This is a genomic window from Agathobaculum hominis (genome assembly GCF_014288055.1).
Lineage (GTDB): Bacteria > Bacillota > Clostridia > Oscillospirales > Butyricicoccaceae > Agathobaculum > Agathobaculum hominis.
This window is the reverse complement of record NZ_JACOPK010000006.1, coordinates 78,836-98,528: the sequence shown is the minus strand read 5'-3', so window position 1 is coordinate 98,528 and position 19,693 is coordinate 78,836. Positions and strand designations below refer to the sequence as shown.

Below are 19,693 nucleotides of genomic sequence, written 5' to 3'. Positions count from 1 at the left end.
TCAGAACACCTCCGGTGCGCTGCTGCGCTGACCCATGTGGATATACTTCGGACCCTTGCCGCCGTTGTTCACGAGCAGGAACAGGTGGTCAAATACGCGCGCGATGTCGCCGGTCGCGACGTCGCGGCCGCCCAGACCGTAAACGATATTGACCATGACCGGGCGCTCCTCGAGCGCGTAGCACGCCGCGCAGGTCTCTGCATAGACCGGGCCGCCGCACGCGGAAAAGCCCTCGCTCTTGTCCATGACGGCGACTGCCTTGACATGACTGAGCGCCGCTGCAAGCTCCTCGCCCGGGAACGGACGGAACACGCGCAGCTTGATGAGACCGACCTTGCGGCCGGCTGCGCGCAGCTGGTCGATGCACGCCTTGGCGGTGCCTGCGGTCGAGCCGATGAGCACGATCGCGACCTCCGCGTCCTCCATGCGGTATTCTTCGAAGAAGCCGTACTTGCGGCCGAAGGTCTTTTCAAAATCCGCCGCAACGTCCAGAATAGCCTTCTTTGCGTTCTTCATCGCCTCGGCCTGCTGCACCTTGTGCTCCATGTAGTACGGAGAAACATCGTACGGGCCGACAGCGAGCGGCGTCTCGCGGCCGATGAGGGCATGCTCGGGGTTGTACTCGCCGACGAACTTCCTGACTGCCTCATCCTCCTCGAGCTCGATGTTCTCGACCGCGTGCGAGGTGATGAATCCGTCCTGACATACCATGATCGGCAGGCGGACATCCGGTGTCTCCGCGATGCGCATCGCCTGGAGATAGTTGTCATAGGCCTCCTGATTGTTCTCGGCGTAAAGCTGGATCCAGCCTGCGTCGCGCGCGCCCATGGAGTCGGAATGGTCGTTGTTGATGTTGATCGGGCCGGTCAGCGCGCGGTTTACGCACGCGAGCGTGATCGGCAGGCGGGAGGACGACGCAACGTACAGAAGCTCATACATGAACGCGAGACCGCACGAGGAAGTAGCCGTTACCGCGCGGCAGCCTGCCGCCTCCGCACCGATGCAGGTGGACATGGAGGAATGCTCGGACTCGACGGTGACGTACTCGGTGTCTACCTGGCCGTTTGCGACATACTGCGCAAAATACTGCGGAATTTCGGTAGAGGGAGTGATCGGGAAAGCCGCAAATACGTCCGGGTTGATCTGACGCATTGCGTAGGCAACTGCTTCGTTGCCCGAAATACGCTCACGAATGCTCATCACTTTTCCTCCTTTACAAAGTCGATCGCGCCGAAGGGGCACACCTTCCAGCAGATGCCGCAGCCCTTGCAGTGATCGAAGTCAAATTCGCCGCGCCTGCCGTCCGTTACCGGGATGGAGGCGTCCGGGCAGAACGGCGCGCACAGCAGACACTGCTTGCACTTCTGCGGGTCCCAGACCGGGATGTTCGCGCGCCACTCGCCGGTGATGGTCATGCGGGCGGTGCCGCCCTCGTAGATCTCGCCGCCCGGGGTAAGTTCCTGCCACGGCGACTGTTCATTGATATCCTTTGCACACTTAGCCATTATCCGCGCACCTCCTTGAGCGACTGGGTCAGACATTCCATATTACCTGCGATGACCTGCGGCTTGGTCGCGAACTTATGCTTGAACGAGGTCTCCATGTCGGAAACAAAGCGCCACGGGTCGAGCACGCCGCTGACCTTGACGATCGCGGCGAGCATCGGGGTGTTCGGGAAGTATTTGCCGAGCGTGCGCTCGGAGATCGCACGGGCGTCAAGGGTGTATACCCTGCCCTCGTAGCCGCGCAGCAGCGGACGAACCTCGTCCGGGGACTTATGGGTATTGATGACGATCGCACCCTCCGGGTTCAGGCCATGCGTGACGTCTACCGACTGGAGCAGCGTCTCGTCGACGACAACGACGTAATCCGGATTGTAAATGTTCGAATGAATGGTGCATCTCTCGTCAGAAATGCGGTTGTAGGCGGTGATCGGTGCGCCCATGCGCTCCGGACCGTACTCCGGAAAGCCCTGCACATATTTGCCCGACGCGAACGCCGCGTCCGCGAGCAGCAGGCAGGCGGTCTTTGCGCCCTGACCGCCGCGGCCGTGCCAGCGGATCTCGACCATGTTCTTCATGCTGTTTCCTCCTGTATCCTTCTTGTGCTTTTTGCCGAAAAGGCAAAAAAACGAGCCTTCATCCCCGTAAAGGGACGAAAGCTCGATCATCAGCCATTCGTTTGACCACCCGTTACTGCGTACCGACATACGCGGCTTTTATAACGGCAAAGCTGCCGTCAGCACCTACTGTTTCCCGGCGGGAAGGGTTCGGGCTGCAACTCCGGAGTGATATTCGGTCCCGTCCTACTTGCACCGGGCTTTCACCATACCCCGGCTCGCTTCGCGTTCGGTCATCGGAACGTACTGTCTCCATCATCATCTTTCATGGATGAAATTGTGCGCAGAACGCGGTTTTCGGCATTTTTCGCCGTCCTGTGTCCCACTGTCACTTATTATAGGGAAATGTCTGTCCGCTGTCAATCGTCATTTCGCACAAAAACAGATGTTTTTGTGCGACGGACACTATCAAACTCCGCCACGCCCCGTGATGAGCCACGGCGCAGGCTCGGCTTCAAAATTATGCTTGGCGTTCATTCTGGAAACCGTGATCTGAATGACCTCGGTCTCGCCGATGCCGAGCTTCGCGAACAGGTCGGGCAGCGCAGCGGCGCAGCGGAAGTCGAGCGTGTAGATCACGAACTCCATATGCGGATTGAGGCGCAGCAGGCAGGCGATCTCCTGCTCCATGCTCGCGCTCGCGACAAGCATGGCGAGCGAGGGAACCGGCAGCTCCTTCATGCTCTCATCGTCCACATGGTCGATGATCGCGATGTTGTTCAGGCCGAACTGCTCGATATTCTCCTCCATCGTGCGGCGGTCGTTTCCGTTGTACTCGACCGCGATGACCGTTCCCTCGCCCGCGATGAGCGCGGCCTCGACCGCGATGGACTCGCCCGAAATGATGCAGACCGTGTCGTCGGACGCCATGTGCATCTTGTTGAGGATGACCGCGCGGATCTCGCTGCCGACATAGCGGATGGAGCCGCGCGAGAAGCTCGTGTTGTGCATGCCGATCTTATAGGTCGAGCGCGCGTTCGGATTGAGCACGAGCATGGCCGCAGAGGCGTTGATGCCGCGGTCGATCATGTTCTTGAGCTTGCTGTGCTCGATCGGGCCGGACGGCTCGGAGCCGGTGTTGTACCAGACATCGCACTCGCCCAGACCGGCGCTCCACATGCGGTAAAAGATGTCTGCGTGACCTGCCTCGGTGAACACGAGAACCGCGTCGTTCGACTCGACCGTCGGGATCAGGTTTTTATTTTTGCGCGTAATATCGAGGATCTTCACCTTTTCGAGATCGATCTGCGTATTATCCGAATAATATTGCAGCCAGGCAAGAATCTGCGAATTGCCGAACATGCGGTTTGTCATATTGGTCACTCCTTTGTGTATCATGCACAAGCCGGAACTTCTTTTTTTCAGCTTTTTATCATTATAGCACAGGAAAGAACCGCTTGTAAAGACAAGAAAAGAGGGCGCAGTTTCCTGTGCCCTCCGATAGCGAAAGTTTATACCGCGCCGTTCCGCGCGAAAGCGCGCATAAAATAGAATTTGCGAAGCAAATTCATAAGCCCGTAGGCCTCTATCCTCAAAAACATTTCATGAGAGCAACCGGGGGCGTGTACCTCGGTTTTTATACTCTGAGAGAGAGAAAAGTTTCTGCATAGGAACTTTTCTCCGTCCGTGTTCTGCGGCGCCCCGCGCTGTCAGAACACAGCTTGTCGGCGAAACCGTGGTTTCGCGACAGCTTAGCTCGTCTGCATGCCCGAAACGAACACGCCGAGGACGTCGATGCCCTCCCACGTGGTCTCGTACAGCTTGACCGACAGGAGATAGCCTGCTGACGAGGTGAACGAGCTTTCATTGAACTGATAGAACGTGTTTTCGCCGAGCGCCGCATAGTAGCGCAGCAGCTGACGGTCGAGGTCGGGAAGCTCGCTCAGCGCGTAGTAGAAGCAGGTCGTGCCGCGGTCGCGTGAGGTCGCAAGCAGCGACGCACCGCTGACCGCGCCGAAATCCGGCACCGGATACAGATTATCGTAGCATCTGCTGCTGTCCGGCTTGTGCGTGCGCGAATACTCCGCCGGGGTAACTGCCGTGCTGCCCTGAAGCCTGTCGAGGACGGAGAGCGGCACCGAGAACGAGCTGCTGCCGCCGGTGCGGCTGCTGACCGTGACTGCGACAGCTCGGCCCTGCCCGTCGATGAGCGCGCCGCCCGAATTGCCGCTGACGACCGAGGCAGTCGTCTCGATCATCGGGACCAGATAGTCCCCGTTCGAATCGTCGAGCACCTTGCCCGCCGTCACCTTTTCCGCGCCGCCGCCCGGATAGCCGAGCGCGTACACGATGTCGCCCGTGGACGGGCTGTCCGCAGTCTCCAGATACGGCAGGCCGACGCCGACGACGCGGATATGCGCGATGTCGGAGTCTGCATCGAGCGCGTAGATGCTGACCTCGCGCTTGCTGCCGTCCGCCATTTCCGCGACGAGACGCGCCACGCCGTTGACCAGATGGCCGCAGGTGACGGCGTCGCCGTTTGCGGAGAGCACCACGCCGCTGCCCATGCCGAGCAGGTTGCCGCGCGCGTCATAGCTCGTCAGTTTGAACACCGCCGGGCCGCATTTCTCGAGGATTTCATCCGCCGAAAGCACATTTTCCGGCTGCTCGCCCGTGCTGATCTCGACCTTCTGCCGCAGGCTCGGCACCGCCATACGCGTCAGGATGGCGGCCGCTTCGCTGCGGCGGATGGTATCGTCCGGTTTGAACCGGCCGCCGTTCGAGCCGGTCAGCACACCGGCACGGTAGAGCTGATAGATCGCGTCCGCGTCCTCTGCCGAAGCGGGAACATCCGGGATCGCGCCGTCCGCGATGCTGTTGATCGGCTGGAGTGCGCCGCGCGGGAGCGCCCCGGCCAGCACGGCCGCAAATTCACGGCGGCTCGCGGGCGCGTTATAATCTGCAAACGTCCGGGTCAGGATGCCGTTGCGGCGCGCGTAGTCGACATAGGGCTGATACCACGGTGATGCGGCGGAAAAGTCCGCCGTACCGCTGCTGTACAGGCTGTTGAGGCAGGCGGCGAGCTTGACCGCCTGCGCGATGGTCAGATCGTCGTCCGGGTGAAATTTTCCGTCGTTGTAGCCGTTGATGAGGTCATACTCATAGGATGCGCGGACGTTCTCATAAAACCAGTCGGACGAGGAAACGTCGGAAAACCGCCCGTCGGTATAGGTGGTCTTGGGTGTGAAATTTTCGTAGCCCGCGAAGGCGGTCGGGAGCGCGCCGCACAGCAGCGCCGCCGACAAAAGCAGGCTGAGCAGTCTTTTTTTCACAGGAACATTGCCTCCAAAGAAATGCTTTTCGCCTTTCGGCGCACAGGGGTTACGCCTCGTATGCTGCGACGATCTCGCCGATGTACATGGTGTGATAATCGCGGTCGCCGTACCACCTTTCGACGTTCTCTGCGGTCATGTCGTCCGGGCCGATAAAGGTTTTGCACGCCTTGCGGCAGATGAGGACCAGCTTTGCCTCCTCGAAGGTCGGCTGACCCTCGACCATGACCGGCGTCAGGCCGCTCTCGTGCATCTTATCCATGTCGCGGCCGGACTTCGAGCCGAGAAGGTTGAGCGCGTCGCGGCAGCCGTCCTTCAGAACGGTCAGCGTGAAAAACTCGGAATCGTCGACAAAGGTCTTGGTGTAGCGGGACTGGCGGATATAGCAGGTCGCGCTCGGCTTGCCCCACATCACGCCGACGCCGCCCCAGCTTGCGGTCATCGTGTTCCACTTTTCCGCCGTGCCGGCGGAAATCAGCATCCAGTCCTTGCCGATCAGCTCGAACGGGTTGAAGGACTGCTCTGCGATATTGATCTTCTTCATGATAAAACCCTCCATAGATAAACTGTTGCGGTTTATTTGTCTGTTTTATTCGATCGGCATATTCCGCCGCAGCTTCATCTCCTGCCATTCCTCGCGCGAAATGAGTATCTGGCGCGGCTTGGAACCCTCGAACGGGCCGATGATGCCGCGTTCCTCGATCTGGTCGATGATGCGCGCGGCGCGCGAATAGCCGAGCTTTAAGCGGCGCTGGAGCATGGACGTAGACGCCTGGCGGCTTTCCATGATGACGTCGATCGCCTCTTCGATCATCTCGTCCTCATCCTCGCCCGGGTCGCCGGCCGAGCCGCCGCTCTTGCTGTCGGCCTGCTCCGCCTGACGCTCGATATGCTCAAGGATCTCCTCGCTGTACTCGGCGGTACTGGTCTCCTTGATCTTCTCGATGACGCTTTCGATCTCCTCATTCGAGATGAAGCAGCCCTGCACGCGCAGCGGCTTGCCCTCGCCGAGCGGCGCGTAGAGCATATCGCCCTTGCCGATCAGCTTTTCTGCGCCGGTGGTATCCAGAATGATGCGCGACTCGATCTGGCTCGCGACCGCGAACGCGATGCGCGAGGGGATGTTCGCCTTCATGATGCCGGTGATGACGTCCGAGGACGGACGCTGCGTTGCAACGACCAGGTGCATGCCTGCGGCACGCGCCTTCTGCGCGATGCGGCAGATCGAGTTCTCGACTTCCTTCGCCGCGACCATCATCAGATCGGCAAGCTCGTCGATGACGATGACGATCTGCGGCAGCACCTGATACTGCTCGGCAGTCACGGTCTCACCCTCTGCGGCGGCCGCCTCCGCCTTCGCCTTTTCGGCGCGCATAAGGTCGTTATAGCCGACCAGATTGCGCACCTGATGATCTGCGAACAGCTTGTAGCGGCGTTCCATCTCGCCGACCGCCCAGTTGAGCGCACCGGCCGCCTTCTTCGGGTCGGTTACGACCGGAATGAGCAGATGCGGAATGCCGTTGTAGTTGCCCAGCTCGACCATCTTCGGGTCTACCATGATGAGGCGGACCTCCTCCGGGGTCGATTTATAGAGCAGCGAGATCAGCATGGAGTTGATGCAGACCGATTTACCGGAACCGGTCGTACCGGCGATCAGCATATGCGGCATCTTGGCGATGTCGCCGATGACCGGCCTGCCCGTGATGTCCTTGCCTACGGCGAAGGACAGGCGGCTCTTTGCGTTCGCGAAGGCGTTCGAGCCGATGCATTCGCGGATAAAGACCGTGTTGACCGTCTTGTTCGGCACCTCGATGCCGACGGCGGATTTATCCGGGATGGGCGCGATGCGCACGTTCGCCGCGCCGAGCGCGAGCGCAATATCATCGGCAAGCGCAGAAACGCGCGAGATCTTGATGCCGCGCGGAATAGTCAGCTCAAAACGGGTGACGGACGGGCCGCGCACGATGCCGATGATCTGCGCGTCGATATTGAAGGACTCGAGCGTATCGAGCAGACAGGCAGAGCTCTCGCGCAGCTCGCTCTCCGCACCGGCCATCGAGGCGTGCTTTCCCTGCGTCAGCAGGTCGATCGGCGGATAGGCGTAGACCGGCGCGGGGGCCTTCTGACTCTCGTCCATCGCGTCGTTCATCGCCGCCTGCTCATCCTCCGAGATGCTCTCGGTCTTTTTCGGCTTCGCGGCCGGCTTTGCAGGCGCCGCCTCGGCTTCGGGTTCATCCTCCGGCTCGTCGGCGCGGTTGGCCACGAGCTCCATGATGCTGTCCGGCTGTTCTTCCCGCTTCTCCTCGCGCGGCTTTTTCAGTCCCCGCAGATATTCATCCGGCGCGAGCGGCTTGCCCTCCTCATGAGCCGGATAGACAGGCGGTATCGCGCCGCCGGGCTTATCCTCGCCGGGCGGATTGCTGTCGATCGGGATGTCAAAGTCAGAGGCCTGGCGGCGTGCGCGGCGCTCCTCGCGCTTCTGCGCGTGCGCAGCGTTGATCTCGCGCGCGACCTCGTGCACGTTCGGCAGCTGCACCGGCTCTTCATAGCGTGCGCGCTCCTCTTCGTCCTCGTATTCGTACTCGGGCGGACGGAACATGTCGATGAGCATCATCGGGGTGATGCGGCAGGCGACCATGATCGCGGCGAACGTGAGCAGCAGCAGCACGATCAGTGCGCCTGCGCTCGACAGCGCCCATTCGAGCACGATGTACAGCATGCCCGAAAGCAGGCCGCCCGAATGGCTTTCCATGCCGGTTTCCAGCAGATTCCGTATGGTTTTCATCGAAAAATCGTACTCGTTCGCGCAGGTGATGGCATGGACGATGCCGCCGAACAGGACGGGCAGCAGGCCGATGCACGCGCCGCGCAGGCGAACCGGTCCCTTCGGACGCAGGAACAGCAGCGCGCTCAGCGCAAACAGCGCAAACGGCAGAAGCAGGCCGCCGCGGCCGATGAAGCCGCCGATGAAGCGGTGCAGCCAGCGCAGCAGCGCGCCGTCGATAGGCAGCAGCGCGAGAAGGGTCAGAACGCCCAATCCCGCCCAGATCGCACCCCATGCCGCGCGGCTCAGTCCGGCGCTCTCCTGCACTTCGGGTGCCGGTTCCGCCTTTTTCCGCGTGCGCGGTGCGCTTGTTTCCGATTTTGGTTTTGTGGTTTTTCTTGCAGCCAAAATATAGACTCTCCTATTTCAAAGCAATTTGAGACAGGTTAATTATATCATAAATACGTGTCAAATTCCACTGTTTTCAGCCTGTTCGTCACACGCTTTATTATGCGCGAGGATGCGGTCGATCGCGTGCGCGACGCCGTCCTCCGCGTTCGTGTCGGTCTCCCAGCGGCACAGCGCCTTGACCTCGCTCGATGCGTTGCCCATGGCGATGGGGAGCGCGACCGCGCGCAGCATTTCGAAATCGTTTTCGCTGTCTCCGATGGCGGCGGCGTGGTCGAGATCGGTGCCGATGTCGCGGCACAGCATGCCGAGCGCCGTTCCCTTGTCGGCGGCCGGGGTGATGACCTCCAGATTGTCCGCCGCCGAGCTCATTACGCGGATGCCCGGGATCTGCTCCAGAATGGCGCGCGTGCGCAGCAGAGTTACCGGGTCCTGACTGCGCACGAAGATCTTATCGACCGAGAGATGATGGTCAGCGATATACTCAGCGACCGACGGGACCACCTTTTTCGAGGTCAGATAGCCCTCGTTGGTCTTGTAGCTGCCGAAGCCGAGGTCGTCGTAGGGCGTGATGAGCAGCGTCTCACCGACGTAGATCATGGCGATCATGCCGATGCGCTCGACCGCCGCCGCCGCGCGGACCGCCGCTTCCCACGGCATGGACATGCGCATCGTGCAGCCCTCGCCCGAAATGCTCGAAAGCGTCGCGCCGCCCGACGTGACCATCAGATCGTCTGCGTCCAGATCGACCGCAAAATCACGCGCCTCGCCGCAGATGCGGCCGGTCGAAACAGCAACATATACCCCGGCCTCTCGCGCGCGGCGTACGGCGTCAGTCGTGGTCTCCGCGACCTTGTTCTGCGGCGTGAGCGCCGTGCCGTCGAGATCGAGCGCGATCAGTTTGATTTTATTCATATGCCTTTCCCCTTTTTCTGTATGCGGCGCGTTCTGCCTGCCGGACAGACGGCCGCCTCAGCCGGGCATGTGTGTGCGGCCCGACGATATTTTTCCATACTATATCAGAATACCGCAGCGGTCAATAAATTGCAAGAGCTGCGGCGCAAGAAACCGGCGTCTCTGTAAAAAATGGTCAATCTTTTGACCTCGACCTAAAAATCGAACATTTGTTCTTGACAAATCCGCGCTCCGCTCCTATTCTATGACTCACAGGAAGACGCCGGAACGGCAGACCGGCTTCTCCCGAATTCATTTTCTTCTGGAGGTGGTTGATATTGTGCAGAAAAAAAGCGATCCGGACGAACTGATCCGGATGCTGTACGAGATCGCGGACGACTCGGAGGCTCCGGCGAACAGCCGTCTGAGCGCGATCAAGGAAATCCTCGACCGGACGGTCGGAAAGGGCGTGATGCTCGGCGAGGAGCAGGACAAGGCGCCGATCGAGATCGTATTCCGCGTGGTGGACGAGGCTGCGAATTCCGCGTGACGCCGAGACAGGCCGCATTCATGCGGTCGGAGGCGTTTGAAACGCTGTTCGGCGGCGCGGCAGGCGGCGGCAAGAGCCATGGTCAGCTGCTCGATGCGCTGCGTTTCGCGGTCGTTTATCCCGGCTCGCGGCAGCTCATGCTGCGCCGCACCATGCCTGAGCTCGAGCGCTCGCTCGTTCCGGCGGCCATGCGGCTCTATCCGCAGAGCGTCGCGAGCTACAAGGTCAGCGAGCACCGCTGGGATTTCATCAACGGCTCGACGCTTGAGTTCGGCTACTGCGACGCGGAAAGCGACGTGACCAAATACCAGAGCGCCGAGTACGATGTGATCCGGTTCGACGAGCTGACGCATTTCACCGAAAGCCAGTTCACCTATCTCATCTCGCGCATCCGCGGCGCAAATCCGTATCCCAAGCAGGTCAAATCGACCACAAATCCCGGCGGCATCGGCCATCAGTGGGTCAAGAGCCGCTACATCGATCCGATGCCGCCCGACGAGGTGCATGCGTTCGACGGCGAAACGCGGCTTTTCCTCCCGGCGCGGCTCGCGGACAATCCGTTTCTGTGCAGGGCCGATGCCGGGTACGAAAAGCGGCTGCGTCTGCTCTCCGTGCACGACAGGCGCGCGCTGCTCGACGGCGTGTGGGAGCTGGATGAGGGACGGTATTTCTCCGAGTTCTCCCCCGCCCTGCATATCGTGCCGCCGCACGAGATCCCGCGCGAATGGCGGCGCTATCTGACGATCGACTACGGTCTGGATATGCTTGCGGCGCTGTGGATCGCACAGAGTCCGGACGGGCGCAGCGTGGTATACAGAGAGTTATATGAACCGGGTTTGATTATCTCTGAAGCCGCCGCGCGCATTCTCTCCTGCGAGGCGTCCGGAGAACAGATCGATGTTCGGCTCGCGCCGCCCGACCTGTGGAACCGGCGGCAGGAGACCGGCAGGAGCGCGGTCGAGCTGTTCGCAGACTGCGGCCTCAGCTTCGAGAAGTCGAGCAACGAGCGCGTAGCCGGCTGGCTTGCGCTGCATGAGCTGCTCGCGCCGCGGCGCGACATGGACGGCGAGCCCCGGCCCCGGCTCACGATCTTCAATACCTGCCGCAATCTCATCCGCACGCTGCCGGCTTTGCAGCACGACAGGCGCAATCCGTCCGACACGGCGAACACGCCGCACGAGCTGACGCATGCACCCGATGCACTGCGCGGCTACGCGGCGACCGTTTTCGAGCCGCCTGCCCCGAGCGTCCCGACAGCGTATGACTGCGAGGTAGGAGAGTTCCTGCGCTTTTGACAAGGAGGTTTTTCATGGAAGTTTTATGCTATGCGCTCGCGTCAGCCCTTCTCGTGCTGACCGGCGCGGTGGTGTCGGGCGGTCTTTCGCTGCCGCGGCGCCTGCCGCGCGAAAACACGGCGGAAGCCGCGCCCGATGACGCGCTCAGCCGCGATATTGCGGCGCTGATGGCCTACGGCCGGGAGGAGGAGGAAGAAAATGCAGTTTGACCGTTCCCCTGCGGAGGTCTGGCGCAGATATGAGCGCGATCGCGATTACAAGCGCTCCATCGGTCTGTACGACCGTGTGCGCCGCAACGAGGCCTTCTATCTCGGCAGGCAGTGGGAGGGGCTGCGCGTACAGTCGCTCGATCCGCTGATCTTCAATGTGCTGCGCCGCTGCGTCAATCTGTTCGTGGCGATGCTCGTGTCGGATGATGTGGCCGTGCGCGTCACGCCGTTCGAGATGAACGGCGAGGGCCGCCGTACCGCCCATGTGCTCGAGCGCGCCTTCGCCTCCGCCATCGAGCGCTCGGGCGTCAAGGCGCTCGGCCGGCCGCTGCTCAAGAACGCCTGCGTAGACGGAGACGCCTGCTTCTACGTTCATTTTGATCCGGCGCTCGAGACCGGTCAGGCCGTCAAGGGCGATATTGCCGTCGATCTCATCGACTCGACCAACATCTGCTTCGGCAACCCGGCCTGCGACGAGGTGCAGCGCCAGCCGTACATCATCATCGCCATGCGGCGCGATATAGATGAGGTACGGCGCGAGGCGAGGGAAAACGGCATCTCCGAGGATGAGATCAGCGCCATCCGCGCCGATGATGCGGGCGAATACCATCGCTGGCGCGTGAACGGCGGCGAGGAGCGCGTGACCGTGCTGCTGCATATGCGCCGGGTCGAGGGCGGCATCGCGTTCTGCAAGACCGTGCGGAACGCGACCGTGATGCGTGAAAAGGTGCTCCCCTATCGTCTGTATCCGGTGACGCACCTGTGCTGGAACCGCGTGCGCGGCTCGTGCCACGGCGAAAGTCCGCTGACCGAGGCCATTCCGAACCAGATCGCCATCAACAAGCTGTATTCCATGTACGTGCAGTGCATCAAGCAGGTGGCGTTCCCGAAGATCGTCTACGATATGACCCGTTTCCCGAACGGCTGGTCGAACGACGTCGGCAAGGCCATCGCCATGCGCGGCAACCCGAACGAGGCCATCGCGGCGGCATTCCGCGCGCCCGACATCTCCGCGCAGGTATTGCAGCTGCTCCGGCAGATGATGACCGACACGATGGAGCTGATGGGCGCGAGCGAGGCCTCGCTCGGCACGGTGCGCCCGGACAACACCTCCGCGATCATCGCAGTGCAGAGTGCGACCGCCGCGCCGCTCGAGCTGACAAAAATGGAGTTCTACCGCTTCACCGAGGACTGGGCGCGCATTTTTCTCGACATGATGGGCGTGCACTACGGCGTGCGCACGCTCGTGCTGCCCGATGAGGACGGCGGCGAGCCGGACAGGCAGAGCTTTGACTTCTCGACCCTCGCCGGACAGGATATGCGCCTTCAGGTGGATGTCGGCGCGGCAAGCTACTGGTCCGAGATCATGCAGACCACGACCAGCGACCATCTGCTCGAAAGCGGCGTCATCTCCGACCCGCTCGTTTATCTCGAGAACGTGCCCGATTATCAGGTACGCGGCAAACACGACCTGCTGCACGCGCTCCGCATGCAGCGACAGACCCAGAAGGAGGAAACAGCAAATGCAGGAACCGAACAACCGTAACCCGGAAAACACCATGCCGCTCGACCCGTTCGCGGCGGCGAAAGCGCCGGTGCAGTCCGCCGAGACGACCTATCCGGTCGAGGCGGACGGCGAGATCCATGAGCTGACGCTCGACGAGCTGATCGAGGCGGCGGCGCAGGGTCTTTCCAGACACAACGCCTATGTGCGCCGCAACCGCGCGGCGAACGCCCTGCCGAACGGCCAGATCTATGCGGCCTTTGTCGAGGAATACCCGGATGTACGCCCCGAGGACATTCCGCAGCAGGTCTGGGAATGGGCGCAGCAGGAGGGCTCGCTCGTCTCCGCCTACCGCAAGTGGGAGATCGCGGAGCTGCGCGACGAGCTCGCCGCACTCGAGATGAACCGCCGCAACCGCCGCGCTGCGGTCGGCACCGCGCAGACCGACGGCGAACCGGCCGGCATCGACCCGGTAACGCTCGCCCTGCTCGGCAGATAACACGCCGCTGAACATCCACCACCGATTCATAAAAGGAGACTTTATCTATGGCAATCAATCTTGCAAGCAAGTATTCCGACCAGATCGCAGAGGTTTTCACCCGCTCGTCCTTCATCAAGGGCAAGACCGCCGAGACGTTCGACCTGACCGGCGTCAAGACGCTCAAGGTCTACACCCCGATCACCGTCGAGGAGGTCGATTATGACCGCGACGGCGGCCTCGGCCGCTACGGCGCCGTCACCGAGATGCAGGACGTCGTGCAGGAGCTGACCATGACGCAGGACAAGGCGTTTACCCTCACCATCGACAAGGGCAACAACCTCGACCAGAACCTCGTCAAGAACGCCGCTGACATGCTGCGCCTCCAGCTGAGCGAGAAGTCCACCCCGTCCGCCGACAAGTACGCCTTCAAGCGCTTCGTGACCATGGCAGGCACGATTGCGGAGAGCGAAAAGCCGACCCGCGCCGACATCATCAGCAAGATCGCGGACGCCTCTCAGGCGCTCGATGATGCGCTCGTCCCGGACGACAACCGCTATCTGTACCTGACCAGCGAGATGTACAAGCTCGTGTGCACCTCGGACGAGTTCTCCGGCGTGGATGTGCTCGCGCGTCAGTCGATCGCCAAGGGCGTATGCGGCGAGGTATTCGGCATGAACGTCGTGCGCGTGCCGAAGAGCTACCTGCCGGAGGGCGTCTACTTCCTCGTCGCGCACAAGGACGCGGTGCTCATGCCGTACAAGATCGCGGACGCAAAGGTGCATGAGGACCCGGTCGGCGTATCCGGCGCACTCATCGAGGGCCGCCACTACTATGACGCCTATGTTCTCGGCGCGAAGTGCGGCGGCGTGTACGCGCTCGTCGCGGCCGGCATGGTCTCTGCCGCGCCGACTGTCTCCGGCGGCAGGATCACCGGCTCGGGCAGCATCCGCTACACGCTCGACGGCTCGGACCCGCGCTACTCCGACTCCGCGAAGGACTACGTTGCGGGTACTTCGCTGACCGCCGAGACCGGCTGCAAGATCCGTGCGATCATGACCGAGAGCGGCAAGTACCCGTCCGCTGTCGCGGAGGGCTGAGCCGGCTGTGAAAACGGAGAGCGGAACTTTTCCGCTCTCCGGAGACTGTCGAAAAACTGCGGAGAGCGGAGCTTTTCCGCTCTCCGCCCTTTTCCCAATCCTTGAAGGAGGTAATTTTTATGACCGGAACCGAATGCTGCCGTGCAGCGATGACGATTATGGGCGCGGGCGCGGACAGCAGCGAATACTACGCGCAGTTCGCCCTCGGCGCGTTAAATCAGCTGATCGCAAACAGCCTGCGCGAGATCAACGCAGAGCGCGTTCAGCAGGGCGAAAGTGCCTTTTCCGTGCCGCCGCGCATGGAGGCGCTCGAGGACGAGCTCCCGGCGCCCGAATGGCTCGCACGCGAGTGCCTGCCCTACGGTCTCGCGGCGCTGCTGTGCGCGGATGACGACAAGGCGAAGTTCAACTGGGCGGCGGATGAATACGCGGAGCGTCTGCTGCTGCACTGCCCGGCCCAGTTCACCGCCGTACAGGAGATGGTCTGATGCGCGGATACCGATTTCCCTCGATCGAGACCGAGCACCAGACTGTCATCAGCCGCTTCGGCGGCGCGGACTTCCGCTCCCATCCGACCAAGGTCTCGCTGACGCGCTCCCCCGACCTGCAGAATCTGGTGTGCGACCGGAACGACTTTCTCGTCAAGCGCACCGGCTGGCAGGTGCAGCAGCGCTATGACGCACCCGTCTACGGTATTTTCTCCGCTCCCGACGGTTCAGGCGCCTTCATCCACACCGGTGCAGACCTGTATTTCCGGGAGGAGAACGGGCAGCAGACCATGCTCTGCCGCGACATGAACGGCGCGTTCTCGCAGGCGTTTACCATGAACGGCGTGCTTTATCTGCTCGACGGGGCGCACTTCCGCGCAGTCCGCCGCGGCGAGGGCGGCGCATGGGAGGCTGTCCGCGTGCAGAGCATCGCCTATGTGCCGACGACCACCGTTTCCGCCCCTCCCGCGGGCGGCGGCGCGAGTCTCGAGGCGGTCAATCTGCTGACCGGGAAGCGCATCAATACCTTTGTCGGAGACGGAAAAAGCACGGAATTTCATCTGGATGCGCGAGAGCTTGACCGCGTGCCGCTCACCGCTGCGGTCGACGGCACTGAGGTGGCCATCGCGTCCGTCGATTACGATGCCGGTACGGTCGCGCTCGCCTCCGCCCCAGCTGACGGACAGGGACGCGACAACGTCAGCATTGCCTTCAGCAAGACCGTTCCGGGCGCGGCGGACACCATCAACAAATGCCGCATCGCCGGTCTTTACGGCGGCAAGAACGACACGCGCGTTTTCCTTGCGGGCAATCCTGACGAGCCGCACTGCGACTGGCAGAGCGGACTTTACGATCCCACCTATTTCCCCGATACCGGCTTTGCGCGCATGGGCACCGAGGCGAGCGCCATCGCGGGCTACCTCAAGCAGTACGAAAGCCAGATCATCGTCAAGACCGGCGGTGCACAGGAGGCGACGAGCTTCGCGCGCACCTTCGTCATGACCGAGGACGGCACATCCTACTTCACCCTGCGGCAGGGCGCACACGGCGAGGGCGCTGTCGCGCCGCGCACCTTCGCCATGCTGAACGATGTGCCGCTGTTCCTGTCCGCGCAGGGCGTGATGGGCGTTTACGGCACGGCGGTCGCGGAGCAGAACACCATCCGTTCGATCTCGGAATCCGTCCGCCCGCGCCTTGTACAGGAAAAGGCGATGGAAAACGCCTGTGCGGTGGTATTCGAGGGGCGCTACTACCTCGCGCTGGGCGGAAACGTCTACATCGCGGACGGCCATCTGAACGAGGAGGACGGCTATCCGGCGTGGTTCTTCTGGACGAATGTCCCGGCACAGTGCCTCGCGGTGCTCGGCGGCCGTCTGTGGTTCGGGACTAACGACGGCAGGCTGTGCCGCTTTTCGCTTCCCGAGGATGCAGACGCCTACACGGATGACGGCGAGGCGATCGACGCCTACTGGTGCACGCCGACGCTCTCGCTCTCCGACTGGACGCGGTACAAGACAATCCGCGACATCATCCCGACACTCATGCCGTACACGCGCTCGAGCGCAGCGCTCTGCTTTACGGATGAGGGCGGCGAAACCTTCCGCATTTCGCGAAATCTCGACCTTTTCGCCTTTCGCGGCTGGGATTTCGCGCGGCTGTCCTTCCGCTGCATGCCGGGCGCGGTCAGCTGGCGCAGCCGACGACGCCGTCATCACCGGCCGCTGTTCACCCTGCGCATCGGCAACGACCGCGCGGGCGAGCCGTTCGGACTGCTCGTGCTCACGCTGCGATGGACGGAAAACGGGAGCATCTGAGGCAGCACCGCACAATAAAAAAGCTGCGGCGCTTTGCGGTATTGCCTCAAGGAAAGGAGTAAACTATGGCCAAAAATTACCGCGATAACTTCGACTATTCCGAAGCCATCGCCAACTCGACGAGCAAGGCCGAACGCGACCGCCTGCTCGCCGAGCGACAGAACAAGATCGACGCAGAGGGTCTGACCGGCAGGGTCGCGGACAACAGCGCGGTTTCGACCTGGACAAAGGGCTACCGCCCGTACTATGTCGCGTCCGCCTCCTCTGCCTCCAAAGCGGCGCAGGAGAACGCCGAGCGCGTCAGCTCGCTGTATGATGCGGCCGAAAAGGCGCGTCTCGAGCGCTTTGAGGCCGCGCGGACCCGCATCCGCCAGCAGCTCGATGCAAATCTGTCCTCCATCGACAGCGACTACGCCTCTGCGGTGCGTCAGGCCGGCATCAGCGCCCGTCAGTCCGCGCTGCGCAACGAGGAAAAGCTCGCGCTGCTCGGTCTGAACATGAGCGCAAAGACCGGTGCCGCGACAAGCGGCATGGCGGAAAGCAGCCGCATCGCGGTCGACAACCAGTTCCGCGGTGATCTGAATTCGCTCTCTCAGAGCCGTCTCGCCGCCCGTTCCGCCGCCGAGACCGCCGCGGCGGCCAGTGAAGCGAGTGCACAGAGCGGCTACGAGAGCGCTGCGGAAAGCGCTGCCCTGTCGCAGGCGCAGACCCTGCTCAGCCAGTATAACGCCGAGCGTGATTACAGCCTGTCCATGGCCGGTCTCACCGGTTTTCTCGACGGCACGCCGACGCTCGCCTACCGGAATTATGAGCTGAACGCCGAAAACGCCCGCGTCGAGCAGAACGCCGCCCTCACAAGGCTGCGCAATGCCGCCGAGGCGGAGGCATATGAGCGCGCGCTCGCGCGCTGGAAGACCACCGGCTATGTGCAGAAGGCGGATGCAGCTGTGCTCGGCGTCCCGGCCGGCACGCCGACCGCAGACGTCAGCTATAAAAATGCAAGTCTCGCCCTCCAGAGATGGAAGGCCGGTTATTCCGGCTGAAAACAGCCCTCCGCACAGTGCGATACTGTGCGGAGGGCTGTTTTGGAAATAGAAATGAAATGATAAATTGCTTTGTCTCGGACAGGCAATTTTTATTGTCCGCATCTTATCACAAACCGTATCAGCCGTCAACCGCATTTTATGGCAATTCGGCTCCGGCAGGCAGGATGAGAATTTTTTATCTCCATTTTCTGCATCCTCCTTCACCATTTTTCTCTTCGTTTATTCCGCGCACTGACCCTGTATCCTGAAAAATCCGACCTTTTCCGACCCTTAGTAACAACCATTTCACAAGGGCATCCCGGGAGAAAAATAATTTTTTCTCACAGGAATATTCTCGTTATTTTTACCAGTATCAGAAAAAAACAGGACGCCTCCGATAAAGAGACGTCCTGCTTTTTATCATTTTTTACAAGCTGTAAAAAATTACTTGTTCTTGAGGTTGAAGAAAGCCTTCTTGCCGAGGAACTGTGCAACGTCCTCGCCCAGCTCTTCCTCGATGCGGAGCAGCTGATTGTACTTCGCAACGCGGTCGGTACGGGACGGAGCGCCGGTCTTGATCTGGCCTGCATTCAGAGCAACAGCGATGTCAGCGATGGTAGCGTCCTCGGTCTCGCCGGAGCGGTGAGAAACGACAGCGGTGTAGCCTGCGCGGTTCGCCATCTGGATCGCGTCCAGGGTCTCGGTCAGAGAGCCGATCTGGTTAACCTTGATCAGGATGGAGTTAGCAACGCCCAGCTCGATGCCCTTGGACAGACGAGCGGTGTTGGTAACGAACAGGTCGTCGCCGACCAGCTGGATCTTGTCGCCCAGAGCCTTGGTCAGCATAGCCCAGCCTTCCCAGTCTTCCTCAGCCATGCCGTCCTCGAGGGAGATGATCGGGTACTTGTCAGCGAAGGTCTTCCACATGTTGACCAGCTGCTTCTGGGTCAGCTTCTTGCCGGACTTCGGCTGGATATAGCACTTCTCCTCGTCGTTCCACCACTCGGAGGAAGCAGCGTCGATCGCGATCATGAAGTCCTCACCCGGCTTGTAGCCAGCCTCTTCGATTGCCTGAACGATAACCTTCAGAGCGTCCTCGTCCTTCTTCAGGTTCGGAGCGTAGCCGCCCTCGTCGCCAACACCTGCAGCCGGGGTGCCGTTCTCCTTGAGGGTGGTCTTGAGCTGATGGAATACCTCAGCGCAGCGGCGCAGAGCCTCGCGGAAAGACGGAGCGGAAACCGGCATGATCATGAATTCCTGGATCTCAACGTTGTTGGTAGCGTGAGCGCCGCCGTTGAGGATGTTCATCATCGGCATCGGCAGGGTCTTGGCGTTGCAGCCGCCGATGTAGTTGTAAAGCGGCAGGGACAGAGCCTCAGCTGCTGCCTTTGCAACTGCCAGAGATACGCCGAGGATAGCGTTTGCGCCGAACTTGGTCTTGTTCGGGGTGCCGTCAGCCTCGATCATAGCCTTGTCGATCGCCTGCTGGTCGAGAGCGTTCATGCCGATAACGACCTCAGCGATCTCGCCGTTGACAGCGTCAACAGCCTTCAGAACGCCCTTGCCGTTGTAGCGGGACTTGTCGCCGTCGCGCAGCTCGCAAGCCTCGAAGATACCGGTGGAAGCGCCGGACGGAACAGCAGCGCGGCCCATGTATGCGCCGGTGTCGCCCTCAACGTAAACCTCAACCTCTACGGTCGGGTTGCCACGGGAGTCCATGATCTCGCGGCCGATTACATCAACAATTTCAATGTAGCCCTTCATAATTCTTAC

At 61.5% G+C, this 19,693-nt stretch carries 18 protein-coding genes; 9 read left to right on the top strand and 9 right to left on the bottom strand.

Annotated features, from left to right (window positions below; translation table 11 throughout):
• The 8 genes from porA to H8S02_RS07770 all read right to left on the bottom strand — a co-directional run bounded on the left by porA (nt 1) and on the right by H8S02_RS07770 (nt 9,478).
• Nucleotides 1–1,200: a pyruvate ferredoxin oxidoreductase gene (gene porA / locus H8S02_RS07805; protein WP_186970050.1), complete on the bottom strand. Its 1,200-nt coding sequence runs from the start codon at nt 1,198–1,200 to the stop codon at nt 1–3.
• On the bottom strand, nt 1,200–1,505 hold the full coding sequence (locus H8S02_RS07800) for a 4Fe-4S binding protein (protein WP_118685596.1): 306 nt from the start codon (nt 1,503–1,505) through the stop codon (nt 1,200–1,202). Before H8S02_RS07800 ends, porA begins: the two co-directional genes overlap by 1 nt.
• A complete protein-coding gene (locus H8S02_RS07795; protein WP_118722790.1) occupies nt 1,505–2,080 on the bottom strand; it encodes a 2-oxoacid:acceptor oxidoreductase family protein in 576 nt (191 codons plus the stop codon). Before H8S02_RS07795 ends, H8S02_RS07800 begins: the two co-directional genes overlap by 1 nt.
• A gap of 447 nt (nt 2,081–2,527) precedes the next feature.
• Nucleotides 2,528–3,433, bottom strand: coding sequence for a precorrin-6B methylase (locus H8S02_RS07790; protein WP_186970049.1), 906 nt, complete (start codon nt 3,431–3,433; stop codon nt 2,528–2,530).
• A 377-nt stretch (nt 3,434–3,810) separates the two neighbouring features.
• Nucleotides 3,811–5,391: an S-layer homology domain-containing protein gene (locus tag H8S02_RS07785; RefSeq protein WP_186970048.1), complete on the bottom strand. Its 1,581-nt coding sequence runs from the start codon at nt 5,389–5,391 to the stop codon at nt 3,811–3,813.
• A gap of 49 nt (nt 5,392–5,440) precedes the next feature.
• Complete coding sequence (locus H8S02_RS07780) at nt 5,441–5,935, bottom strand: flavin reductase family protein (protein WP_186970047.1); 495 nt, start codon at nt 5,933–5,935, stop codon at nt 5,441–5,443.
• 45 nt (nt 5,936–5,980) lie between these two features.
• The gene (locus tag H8S02_RS07775) at nt 5,981–8,563 is read right to left on the bottom strand and encodes a DNA translocase FtsK (protein WP_243166453.1); all 2,583 of its coding nucleotides are present in this window, start codon (nt 8,561–8,563) and stop codon (nt 5,981–5,983) included.
• A 60-nt stretch (nt 8,564–8,623) separates the two neighbouring features.
• Entirely contained in the window at nt 8,624–9,478 is an 855-nt protein-coding gene (locus H8S02_RS07770) for an HAD-IIB family hydrolase (RefSeq protein WP_186970046.1), read from the bottom strand.
• Between the two features lie 319 nt (nt 9,479–9,797).
• Here H8S02_RS07770 and H8S02_RS07765 point away from each other — a divergent pair, with 319 nt between their 5' ends.
• The 9 genes from H8S02_RS07765 (at nt 9,798) to H8S02_RS07725 (ending at nt 17,938) form a co-directional block, all read left to right on the top strand.
• A complete protein-coding gene (locus H8S02_RS07765; protein WP_118685602.1) occupies nt 9,798–10,007 on the top strand; it encodes a hypothetical protein in 210 nt (69 codons plus the stop codon).
• Nucleotides 10,004–11,302: a phage terminase large subunit gene (locus H8S02_RS07760; RefSeq protein WP_186970045.1), complete on the top strand. Its 1,299-nt coding sequence runs from the start codon at nt 10,004–10,006 to the stop codon at nt 11,300–11,302. Before H8S02_RS07765 ends, H8S02_RS07760 begins: the two co-directional genes overlap by 4 nt.
• 14 nt (nt 11,303–11,316) lie before the next feature.
• Complete coding sequence (locus H8S02_RS07755; protein WP_118685604.1) at nt 11,317–11,511, top strand: hypothetical protein; 195 nt, start codon at nt 11,317–11,319, stop codon at nt 11,509–11,511.
• Complete coding sequence (locus tag H8S02_RS07750; protein WP_186970044.1) at nt 11,501–13,057, top strand: hypothetical protein; 1,557 nt, start codon at nt 11,501–11,503, stop codon at nt 13,055–13,057. Before H8S02_RS07755 ends, H8S02_RS07750 begins: the two co-directional genes overlap by 11 nt.
• Complete coding sequence (locus H8S02_RS07745) at nt 13,035–13,514, top strand: hypothetical protein (protein ID WP_186970043.1); 480 nt, start codon at nt 13,035–13,037, stop codon at nt 13,512–13,514. Before H8S02_RS07750 ends, H8S02_RS07745 begins: the two co-directional genes overlap by 23 nt.
• Nucleotides 13,515–13,561: 47 nt before the next feature.
• Entirely contained in the window at nt 13,562–14,593 is a 1,032-nt protein-coding gene (locus H8S02_RS07740; protein ID WP_186970042.1) for an FN3 associated domain-containing protein, read from the top strand.
• 119 nt (nt 14,594–14,712) lie between these two features.
• Nucleotides 14,713–15,081 carry a hypothetical protein gene (locus H8S02_RS07735; RefSeq protein ID WP_186970041.1) on the top strand — a complete coding sequence of 123 codons (369 nt, stop codon included), beginning with the start codon at nt 14,713–14,715 and terminating at the stop codon, nt 15,079–15,081.
• On the top strand, nt 15,081–16,895 hold the full coding sequence (locus H8S02_RS07730) for a hypothetical protein (RefSeq protein WP_186970040.1): 1,815 nt from the start codon (nt 15,081–15,083) through the stop codon (nt 16,893–16,895). The genes H8S02_RS07735 and H8S02_RS07730 overlap by 1 nt, the downstream gene beginning before the upstream one ends.
• Before the next feature lie 65 nt (nt 16,896–16,960).
• Nucleotides 16,961–17,938: a hypothetical protein gene (locus H8S02_RS07725; RefSeq protein WP_186970039.1), complete on the top strand. Its 978-nt coding sequence runs from the start codon at nt 16,961–16,963 to the stop codon at nt 17,936–17,938.
• Between the two features lie 426 nt (nt 17,939–18,364).
• Here the strand turns inward: H8S02_RS07725 and eno are convergent, their stop codons facing one another.
• Nucleotides 18,365–19,684, bottom strand: a complete 1,320-nt coding sequence (gene eno / locus H8S02_RS07720) for a phosphopyruvate hydratase (protein ID WP_186970038.1) — start codon at nt 19,682–19,684, stop codon at nt 18,365–18,367.
• Between the last annotated feature and the right edge of the window lie 9 nt (nt 19,685–19,693).